This is a genomic window from Neisseria sp., assembly GCF_041804105.1.
Lineage (GTDB): Bacteria > Pseudomonadota > Gammaproteobacteria > Burkholderiales > Neisseriaceae > Neisseria.
The window spans coordinates 1-9511 of sequence record NZ_JBHCJY010000020.1 but is presented as its reverse complement, the minus strand read 5'-3'; the positions used below and the strand labels follow the sequence as shown (position 1 = coordinate 9511).

7 protein-coding genes are annotated in these 9511 nt (G+C 56.1%); 2 read left to right on the top strand and 5 right to left on the bottom strand.

Annotated features, from left to right (window positions below):
* Window positions 1–288: 288 nt before the first annotated feature.
* The 5 genes from ACEYDX_RS02075 to ACEYDX_RS02055 all read right to left on the bottom strand — a co-directional run bounded on the left by ACEYDX_RS02075 (window position 289) and on the right by ACEYDX_RS02055 (window position 5952).
* A complete protein-coding gene (locus ACEYDX_RS02075) occupies window positions 289–414 on the bottom strand; it encodes a hypothetical protein (protein ID WP_373740384.1) in 126 nt (41 codons plus the stop codon).
* A gap of 361 nt (window positions 415–775) precedes the next feature.
* Entirely contained in the window at window positions 776–2218 is a 1443-nt protein-coding gene (locus tag ACEYDX_RS02070; RefSeq protein ID WP_373740383.1) for an alkaline phosphatase, read from the bottom strand.
* A gap of 652 nt (window positions 2219–2870) precedes the next feature.
* A complete protein-coding gene (gene pgi, locus ACEYDX_RS02065) occupies window positions 2871–4514 on the bottom strand; it encodes a glucose-6-phosphate isomerase (protein WP_373740385.1) in 1644 nt (547 codons plus the stop codon).
* Window positions 4515–4886: 372 nt separating this feature from the next.
* The gene (locus ACEYDX_RS02060) at window positions 4887–5651 is read right to left on the bottom strand and encodes a tetratricopeptide repeat protein (RefSeq protein WP_373740382.1); all 765 of its coding nucleotides are present in this window, start codon (window positions 5649–5651) and stop codon (window positions 4887–4889) included.
* A 73-nt stretch (window positions 5652–5724) separates the two neighbouring features.
* On the bottom strand, window positions 5725–5952 hold the full coding sequence (locus ACEYDX_RS02055) for a hypothetical protein (RefSeq protein WP_373740381.1): 228 nt from the start codon (window positions 5950–5952) through the stop codon (window positions 5725–5727).
* Window positions 5953–6100: 148 nt separating this feature from the next.
* On the opposite strand from ACEYDX_RS02055, the gene ACEYDX_RS02050 reads away from it, so the two are divergent.
* Window positions 6101–7138, top strand: a complete 1038-nt coding sequence (locus ACEYDX_RS02050; RefSeq protein ID WP_373740380.1) for a LacI family DNA-binding transcriptional regulator — start codon at window positions 6101–6103, stop codon at window positions 7136–7138.
* Window positions 7139–7383: 245 nt separating this feature from the next.
* Entirely contained in the window at window positions 7384–8706 is a 1323-nt protein-coding gene (locus ACEYDX_RS02045; RefSeq protein ID WP_373740379.1) for an MFS transporter, read from the top strand.
* Window positions 8707–9511 lie beyond the last annotated feature (805 nt).

Genomic DNA, 9511 nt, shown 5'->3' with positions numbered 1-9511 from the left:
TTCGCATGCCCTGTTTGCACGGTTACACTGGTTGAACGGTTGGCTGTATCTGTATTACCGTTTTCAGAAACGTAGGTACGGTTAGCCGCCCCAAGCGGCGTAACCGTACGCTCGGCAGCCAATCAATAAGCACAATGATGAAGGCCGTCTGAAAAGCATGAATTGTTTTTTCAGGCGGCCTTTGGATTGGTAGCGCAAGGATTTCCGTTCGTATGCCCTGTTTGCACGGTTACACTGGTTGAACGGTTGGCTGTATCTGTATTACCGTTTTCAGAAACGTAGGTACGGTTAGCCGCCCCAAGCGGCGTAACCGTACGCTCTACTAATGAGCGCAATGATGAAGGCCGTCTGAAAAGCATGAATTGTTTTTTCAGACGGCCTTTGGAGTGGTACGGCAAGAATTTCCGTTTGCATGCACTGTTTGCACGGTTACACTATTTGCACGGTTGGCTGTATCTGTATTACTTTTTTCAGCGTGGTTTCCGTCATACGGTTTGGCTGCCGTACGGTTGCGCCGCTTAAGGCGGCTAACCGTACCTGCGCGGGAATGACGGTTTTTATCTGCGGATAAGGCCACAGGCCGTCTGAAAAATGTTTTTCAGACGGCCTGTGGGCGTGAACGGAAGGGCTTTCCGTTTGTATCCGCTCATTGATGCGGTTAGAACGTTTGGGCGGCTAAGTGCATTTGCGACCGGGTTCCTGTTTGGGAATAGCGGGTTGGGTTTTCAGACGGCCTGCCGCCTTGTTTCAACCGTATCCGCCTCAGTCGGGACGGTTAATGTCGGCGCAATCCGAGTGCGTGCATGGCGGTGCGGAAGATATGGGTGTTGTCCACGAATTTCTGTGCGGGTTTGGGCACGTTGAAATAGGTGCCGAGCTTGGGTTCGGATTTGGCTGCGGTCAGCAGGTATTCCGCGCCTGCGCCGTGGGCGTAAACGGGTACGAGTTCGCGGGTGTGGTTGTCGGTGTGCCAGCGCGCCAGAGGCAGTTTGCCCGCGCCTTGGTTGACAATGGGGTTGTAGAAATTCCGATCGGAATCAGGCCCTTGCAGGAAGCCGTTGCCGTGGTCGGTGGTAACCATAATCAGCGTTTCGTTCCACGAGCTGTTTTTTTCCACCCAGTTGACGGCGGCTTCTACGGCGCGGTTGAAGTCGGTTTGTTCTTCAACCAGTCGCGGCAGGTTGTTGGCGTGCGCGGCCCAGTCGACGGCTCCGCCTTCCACCATCAGGAAAAAGCCTTTGGGGTTGCGGGAAACGACGTTCAATGCGCCTTTGGTCATGGTGGCCAAATCGGGCTGGTTGGCGAGTTGTCCGCCCGCGGCGTTGCCGTTGCGGTCAAATTGCAGCGTGGTGTGGTTCTGCGCCGTGCCCAGGATTTTGGTTTTGCCGCCCAAATCGAGTTTTCCGTTGGCCAGATTGATGAAATCCTGTTTGCTTTCAATCAGTTTGTAAGGCGTTTTGCCCGCTGCGAGTTTGTCCCAAGTTTCTTTGCCGCCGACGTATTGGTAGGCCTTGTCGTCTCCGGCTGCGGCCGGCAGGCCGTTTTTGTCGAACTTAGGATGTCCTGCGCCCATAATCACGTCGGCACGCCCCGATTCCACGGCTTCTTTGGCGATTTCGGCGTAATTGTTGCGGCTGCGGTTGTGCGACAAAAAGCCCGCAGGCGTGGCGTGGCTCCACTGCACGGAGGTCAGCACGCCCAGGGCTTTGCCGCTGTTTGCCACATATTCGCCGATGTTTTTCAAGGGCTTGTCGTCGTTCGACCAGCCGATGGCGTTGTTGTAGGTTTTCATGCCCGTAGCCAGCGCGGTGGCTGCGGCGGCGCTGTCGGTAAAGTCGTTTTGGGCATAGTGGTAACCGGCGAAGCGGCTGGGATAAGATGCCTTCTCGCCTTTGTATTGGGCATCGGAACGTTTGTTGTCCCACAGTTTTTCGGAATCGAACCGCACGGCGTTGCGGTTGCTGAAAGTGGGCTGTTTGGACGTGTTCAGCGGGTGGGTCGACACAAAAAGCTGCACCGGGAATTTGTCGTACACTTCTTTGCCCAAAGCGCCGTGGCGGTAGTAGCTCGCCGCGCGCCAAGTGTTGATGCCCGCGCCGTCTGAAATCATCAGAATCACATTTTTTGCTTTGCCTGCCGCAGGCGCGGCCTGCACCTGCGCTGCGGATAAGGCCAAACCTGCGAATACGGCAAAAACGGCTTTGTTCAAAAGTTTCATTGCGCTTCCTTGTGGAAAATGGATAAGTCCGGCTTGCGCCGTTGCGGGCATATTACAGCCGCTTTATGGCAGTTTGATGACAGTTTGCCGCGGGTTCGCAGGGTAACTGGGTGTTTAAAACTAGCTACCGTAAGGGGCTGGTTGCCGGACGATGCGGACAGGCCGTCTGAACATGCAGGGTGGTTTTTCGGACGGCCTTTGGGTGGGAGCGTCCGTGTACGGTTACGCCGCCGGGGCGGCTAACCGTACCTGCGAAAACTAACCCGTACCTACGAAAACGGCAGGCGGTGTAACCGTACGCCAAGCGGTTATGCGGTAAAACGGTATCCCGTCATTCCCGCGCCGGCGGGAATCGAGGCCGCTGCATTTCGGCGTTCTTGAACACTATCGGTTTCTTTGCACTTGGGTATTTTGCTGGATTCCCGCCTGCGCGGGAATGACGGTTGTGATATGCGGGCCTGTCGTTTCCAAAACCTTTTTGTTACGGTAGTGCGGTTGGACACACACGGTGGTACGGTTGGACACAGGTGCGGTTAGTGTTCTTAAGGCGTAACCGTGCGGTAGACCGGCCGATACGGACAGGCCGTCTGAAAACGTTGGATTGTTTTTCAGACGGCCTTCTGCCGCGGCAGGCGTGCGGGACGGCGGGCGTTTACTGCTGCCGTTCTGCGCTGCATTTGCGGTAATGCGCAATCAGGCCGTTGGTGGAACTGTCGTGGTGGAGCGGCAGGTCGCGGTTGAGTTCGGGTTCGATGGTTTTGGCGAGGGCTTTGCCGTATTCCACGCCCCATTGGTCGAAGGGGTTGATGCCCCAAATCATGCCTTGGACGAAGATTTTGTGTTCGTAGGAGGCCATCAGCATGCCGAGGTTGAACGGGGTGAGTTCGTCGAACAGGAAGCTGTTGCTGGGGCGGTTGCCGGGGAATATTTTGTGCGGAACGAGGGCTTCGCGTTCGGCTTCGGGCAGGGCCGCGAGTTCGGCATACACTTCTTCGGCGGTTTTGCCGCGCATCAGTGCTTCGGATTGGGCGAAGGCGTTGGCAACGGTGAAACGCTGGTGGCGGTTGATGCGGCAGGGCGTGTACATCGGCACGATAAAATCGCACGGTATCAGGCGCGTGCCCTGGTGCAGCAGTTGGAAGAAGGCGTGTTGGCAGTTGACGCCTTCTTCGCCGAAAACGATGGCGCCGCTGCGGAAGGGCAGGGGGCTGCCGTCGGTGGTGCGGCTTTTGCCGCTGCTTTCCATGTCGAGCTGCTGAAGCCATGCGGGCAGGCGGCGCAGGCCGTGGCTGTAGGGGGCGACGGCCAATCCGTCCGCATTCAGGAAATTGCCGTACCACACGGACAGCAATGCCATCAGTACGGGGATATTACGGCGGTATCCGGCGGTGAAGAAATGTTCGTCCATGGCGTGCGCGCCGGCGAGAAACTGGCGGAAACGGCTTTCGCCAACGGCAACCATCACGGGCAGGCCGATGGCCGACCAGACGGAATAGCGGCCGCCGACCCAGTCGGCCATGGGGAAAACGTGGTCGGGCGTGATGCCGAAGTTGCGGGCGGCGTTGATGTCGGACGACACGGCGACGAAATGGCGGGCGATGTCGGCTTCGGCGCGGCCCTGTTCGCGGAACCATGCGCGCGCGGCATGGGCGTTGAGCAGGGTTTCGGCGGTGCCGAAGGATTTGGATGCGATGCAGAATACGGTGGTTTCGGAATCCAACCCTTTGAGTACATGGGATATTTCCGAATCGTCGGCGTTGCCGATGAAATGCACGCGCACTTTTTTCAGATAGGGTTCGAGTGCCTGCACGGCCATTCTGGGGCCTAAATCGGAACCGCCGATGCCGATGTGGACGAAATCGGTGATGCGTTTGCCCGTTGCGCCGAGAAATGCGCCGCTGATCAGGCTTTCGGCGAATGCGAGCGCGCGGTCGAGTCCGCGGTGTACCTGCGGCACGACGTTTTCGCCGTCCACCATGACCGGCGCGGCATCCGCAGGCAGGCGCAGCGCGGTGTGCAGGACGGCGCGGCGTTCGCTGGTGTTGATTTTCTCCCCCGCCCTCATGGCCGCCGCCCGTTCTTTCAGACGGCCTGCTTCGGCAAGGCGGCACAGCAGTTGCAGCGTTTCTTCGGTAACAATGTTTTTGCTGTAGTCGAACAAAAAGCCGTGCAGCGTTTCGTGCATGGTGTCGAAACGGCTGCCGTCGGCTTCAAACATTCGGCGCATATTGAACGATGCGGCTTCGCGGCTGTGGGCTTCCAACGCGCGCCATGCGCCGGTTTGGCTGATGTCCATAAAATCTCCTTGATTGGCGGCGTTTTCAGACGGCCTGTAAGGGCGGCAGGCCGTCTGAAAACGGGTTTTCGCTTCATTTGCCGCAAAGTATAGCAACGATTGGCGGGCCGCTCAAAAGGGGGCGGGCGCAGTATTCCGGCGTGCAAGGTGCGGGCGGCGTGGAACGGCGTTTTCAGACGGCCTGCTGCGGACACGGTAGGCAGTACGGACAACCGCACCAAGCGGCGTAACCGCACGGGCAGTTTCCGGATGCCGTCTGAAACCTTCGGCGGTTGCGTACGGTTACGCCCCGAAAAACACGGGGCAGACCGTACCGGTTGTGCTGCTGTTTTTCAGACGGCCTTGGGTGTTTTTGGGGGTGCGGTTTACAGGTCAGTGTCCTTCCTGTTTCAGTACAACAAGTGCTTTTCCGGCATCGGCATGGCCTTGGGCGGCTGCTTTTTCAAACCATGTGCGGGCTTTCGCATAATTTTTCGGTACGCCTTGTCCTTCAGCATACATTATCCCAAGATTGTATTGCGTAGCAGCATCGCCTTGAGCGGCTGCTTTTTCATACCAGGCACGGGCTTTTGCATAATCTTTTGGTACGCCTTCTCCTCTATGATACATAACCCCTAGATTTAATTGTGCATATACGTGGCCTTGGGCAGCCGCTTTTTCATACCATGTACGGGCTTTTGTATGGTCTTTCGGTACGCCTAGGCCGAGGATATACATTCCCCCTAGGTTGAATTGTGCATCATCATAGCCTTGTATGGCTGCTTTTTCATACCATGTGCGTGCTTTTGCATAGTTTTGGGGCATGCCTAATCCTCTTGCATACATTATCCCGAGATAGTTTTGTGCGTTGGCATGGCCTTGTGCAGCCGCTTTTTCAAACCATGCACGGGCTTTTGTATAATCTTGCGGTACGCCTTTGCCTGTGTAATACAGAAACCCGAGTTTTCCTTGTGCCTCGCCATTACCTCGCGCTGCGTGTGGCTCAGTCAGTTTGAATGCCGTTTGGTAATCGCCTTTTTCATAGGCTGCCAAGGCTTGCTGCAACTGCTGTCCGGTTGACGGTTTTGCATCGGCGGGTTGGCAGGCGGCCAGCAGTAGGGTGGTGGTAAGGGAGAAGAATAGGGGTTTGGCGGTCATGTTGTTGTCTCCGTTCGGGTGGTTCGGCAGCCGGAAATCCCGCCCGTGGCGGAATGCGGTGCATCTCTCGGACTTAATAGACACGGATATTCGGAAAAAATTCGGTTTCTCGGCATGGAGCGGGCGGGTTCCGCGTGTTCTGCCGCTGAAAAATAAAGGCCGTCTGAAAACGTTGCGCTGTTTTCAGACGGCCTTTGGCGTTTCGGGTGCGGCTCCGTATGTTTTCGCCGCTGTTGCGGCCGTATTTGCCGGCGGTTTTGCCGAAACGCTGCCTGCCGCGAAGATTGGCCGTTTTGTACACCGGTTCGGTGTTCCGTCAAGTTTTCGGATGCGCCGCCGGCCTTGGGTTGATTTTTCTCAACATTCGTAAAAAACCGTATGACACCGATGTCAATCGGTGGTATTCTTGCTCCGATTTCCGCAACTTCTTCAGGTGAAAGGCCGTCTGAATGGCAACCATCTACGATGTCGCCATATTGGCCGGCGTCTCCCCGAAAACCGTCAGCCGCGTGATTAACGGCGATGCCGCCGTCAGCCGCGATACCCGCTCGGCGGTGGAAAAAGCGATTGCCGAACTGGGTTATATCCCGTCGTCGGCTGCGCGCGCGATGCGGTCGCAGCGTTCGGGTTTAATCGGTCTGATTACGGGCGCAACCGCGTGCGGTGCGGATGCGCCGCGCGGCAGGGGGTTGCCCGATATGTTTCTGGTGCGCGGCATCCGCGAATACTGCACCGCGCAGGGCAAAATGCTGATGGCGGCCGATACGGGCGGCGACTGCGGCACACTCGACGGCATCATCCGCCGTTTCATGGAATACCGCGTCGAAGGCATTCTGTATGTGGCCGAATACCTGCAGGAAGTGTGCCTGCCCGACATCGCCGCCAAAGTGCCGCTGGTGCTGGCAAACTGTTTCGACGGCGCAGCCGCGCCCGCGGTGATTCCCGATGACGAATCGGGTCAATACGGATTGGTCAAAAGGATTATCGAACACGGCCACAGGCGCATCGCCTACATCACGCTGCGTCCCGATATGGAAGCGGTGAAACTGCGCGTGGCGGGCTACAAAAAAGCATTGGTCGAAGCGGGCATCTCCGTCGACGAAAACCTGATACGGCAAGGCTCTTCAGACGGCCGTTTCGTCAGCAGGCTGCTGTCCGACGCGGTGGGTGGCCTGCTGGCGTTACCCGAACGGCCCAGCGTTATCTGCTGCGGCAACGACGAAATGGCCGTGCGCGTGTACGGCATCCTGCGCACCGCAGGATTGCGGATTCCCGAAGACATTTCCGTAGCCGGTTACGACAACCAGCTCACCATCGCCGAAACCCTGTACCCGCCGCTGACCAGCGCCGAACTGCCCTACGTCGAAATGGGCGCACGTGCCGCCGAGCGGCTGATGGAACTCATCCGTCAAGGTGCGGGCAGCGGGGACACGGTGGAAAAAATGCGCGGCGGCGTTGTCTGGCGGCAGTCGGTGGTGGACGTTTGAATGTTACCGGGCGCGGAAAGCGCCGCAGCCCGAAACCGCCGACGGCACACCCGCCGTACAGGCCGTCTGAAAACGGCGGCCGCGGCAGTCCCGAACCGGAACAGGGTTTTTCAGACGGCCTGCAAGCAAGAATTCCCGCCCGCCGGAATGACACGGCGGACGGCATAAAAAGCGGCATCCGACAGCCGCATCACTTCACAAACGGGCAATACCTTTTCATCTAAATCCACAGGAGAAAGCTCCAAATGAAGATATCCCCGCAGGTGGCGATGACGCTTCGCCAGATTATGCTGATGAATTTCGGTTTCTTCGGCATCCAATACAGCTTCGGTTTGCAGCAGACGGCGATCAATCCGATTTTTACCATGCTTAATGCAAACCCGGGCGAGCTGCCTTATTTGAATATGGCAGGGCCGATTACCGGTCTGTTGGTGCAGCCGCTGATTGGCGCATTGTCCGACCGAACATGGGTACCCGGTCTCGGTCGCCGGCGTCCGTATTTTTTAATCGGTGCCATCGGTTGCAGCATCTGTCTGTTTTTCTATCCGCATGTCACTGCGTTGTGGCTGGCCGTATTGCTGTTGTGGCTGCTCGATATTTCCAACAATACCGCGATGGAACCGTTCCGCGCCTTTATTTCCGATAAAGTGCCCGAACAACAGCAATCCACAGGCTTCCTGATGCAGTCCGTGTTTACCGGTCTCGGCATTACTTTGGCCAACTGGTCGTTGGGTTGGTTCCAAAAAATCGATTGGATGAACCAAACTTCCGAGGCAGGCATTCCTTACTGGGTATTCGGTTCGTTCTATATCGGTGCCGTTTGTTCCATCGGTTCGGTACTCATAACCGTTCTGTCTACTCCCGAAGACCCTCCATCTGAAGAAGAGCTGGCCGAATTGCGCGCTAAACCGCACGGCTTTATTCCTGCCGTTGCCGAAATTGTCCATGCGATTCGGGATATGCCGTTTGCCTTGTGGCAGCTTGCATTGGTTTATTTGTTCCAATGGTATGCATTGTTCATCTATTGGCAGTTTATTTCTCACAGCGTGGTACAGTCCGTGTTCGGTTCCACCATTTCCGACAAGGCCGCTTATGGCAAAGCTGTGGTAACTACAGGCCAGATTAACGGTTTTTACAACATCGTTACCTTCATCTCTGCTTTCGGTTTGATGATACTGGCTAAAAAACTCGCGCCGAAATACGTTCATGCTTTTGCCGTGTCGTTGGCCGCCGCCGCTCTGCTGGCTATTCCGCACATCAACCAAGAATGGATGCTTTACCTGCCCATGGTCGGTTTCGGTATTGGTTGGGCGAGCATCATGGGCGTGCCGTTTATGATTGTCGTGAGAGAAATCCCCAAAGAGCGTACCGGCGTGTATATGGGTGTTGTCAATATGATGATTGTAATACCTATGCTGATTCAGACCGTTACTTTCGGTTCGATTTATGAAAATTTACTGGGTACAAACCCCGCCAACGCCATGACGTTCGCAGGCGTTTTCCTTGCCATCGCCGCATTCCTGACCCTGTTGATTAAAACGTCCAACAAACCCGCAGGAGCAGAATAACGCCCGTATTGCAGTTTGTTTGAATAATCAGGCCGTCTGAAAGTTTTTTCAGACGGCCTGTACTTTGTGTAACGTCGGCGGCAAGGTAGGTACGGTTAGCCGCCGCAGGCGGCGTAACCGTACAAAGCGGCGGCAGGAAACAAAATGCCGTCTGAAACACGGTAGCTGTGCGTACGGTTATGCCGCTTCAGGCGGCTAACCGTACCTACATCAGGTAACGGGGATTTGATAAGTGATGCGGAAACTTCCCTGCCGTCATTCCCGCGCAGGCGGGAATCTAGCCCTGTCCGTTTCAGAAATATAGTCAAGATTACAGGGTATGACCATTCTGGATTCCCGCCTGCGCGGGAATGACGGTTGAGCAACGGCATGGATACGGATTGGCCGTAGGTACGGTTAGCCGCCGCAAGCGGCGTAACCGTACGCACCGCCGTTGCTTTTCAGACGGCGTTTATTTCCGTTTCCGTTCCGTACGGTTACGCCGCCTGCGGCAGCTAACCGTACCTACAATTGAGCGGAATGTTTGGATGAGAAAAGACGGCTGGCATCGGTTTGTCAATCATCAACACAAACCATCGGCACAGCCGCCAAAACAGCCAAAACCAAAAACAAAAAAACAAAGGCCGTCTGAAAATAAAGGCCGTCTGAAAACGGATAGCGGGTTTCGCTATAGCAAATAAACTTATTTATCGATACACACCTGAAACAGCCAATCCACATCCGTAATTCGCAGCCGATTCCTAACACCTTTAATCCAAGCCCACTTTTTCTCTATCTGATTCAGATCGGGGCTATAAGGTGGAAG

Bases quoted from the DNA above. Each gene is read 5' to 3' on its own strand.
- pgi (WP_373740385.1), bottom strand. From the start codon at position 4,514: ATGGACATCAGCCAAACCGGCGCATGGCGCGCGTTGGAAGCCCACAGC.
- ACEYDX_RS02060 (WP_373740382.1), bottom strand. From the start codon at position 5,651: ATGACCGCCAAACCCCTATTCTTCTCCCTTACCACCACCCTACTGCTG.
- ACEYDX_RS02070 (WP_373740383.1), bottom strand. From the start codon at position 2,218: ATGAAACTTTTGAACAAAGCCGTTTTTGCCGTATTCGCAGGTTTGGCC.
- ACEYDX_RS02075 (WP_373740384.1), bottom strand. From the start codon at position 414: ATGCAAACGGAAATTCTTGCCGTACCACTCCAAAGGCCGTCTGAAAAA.
- ACEYDX_RS02045 (WP_373740379.1), top strand. From the start codon at position 7,384: ATGAAGATATCCCCGCAGGTGGCGATGACGCTTCGCCAGATTATGCTG.
- ACEYDX_RS02050 (WP_373740380.1), top strand. From the start codon at position 6,101: ATGGCAACCATCTACGATGTCGCCATATTGGCCGGCGTCTCCCCGAAA.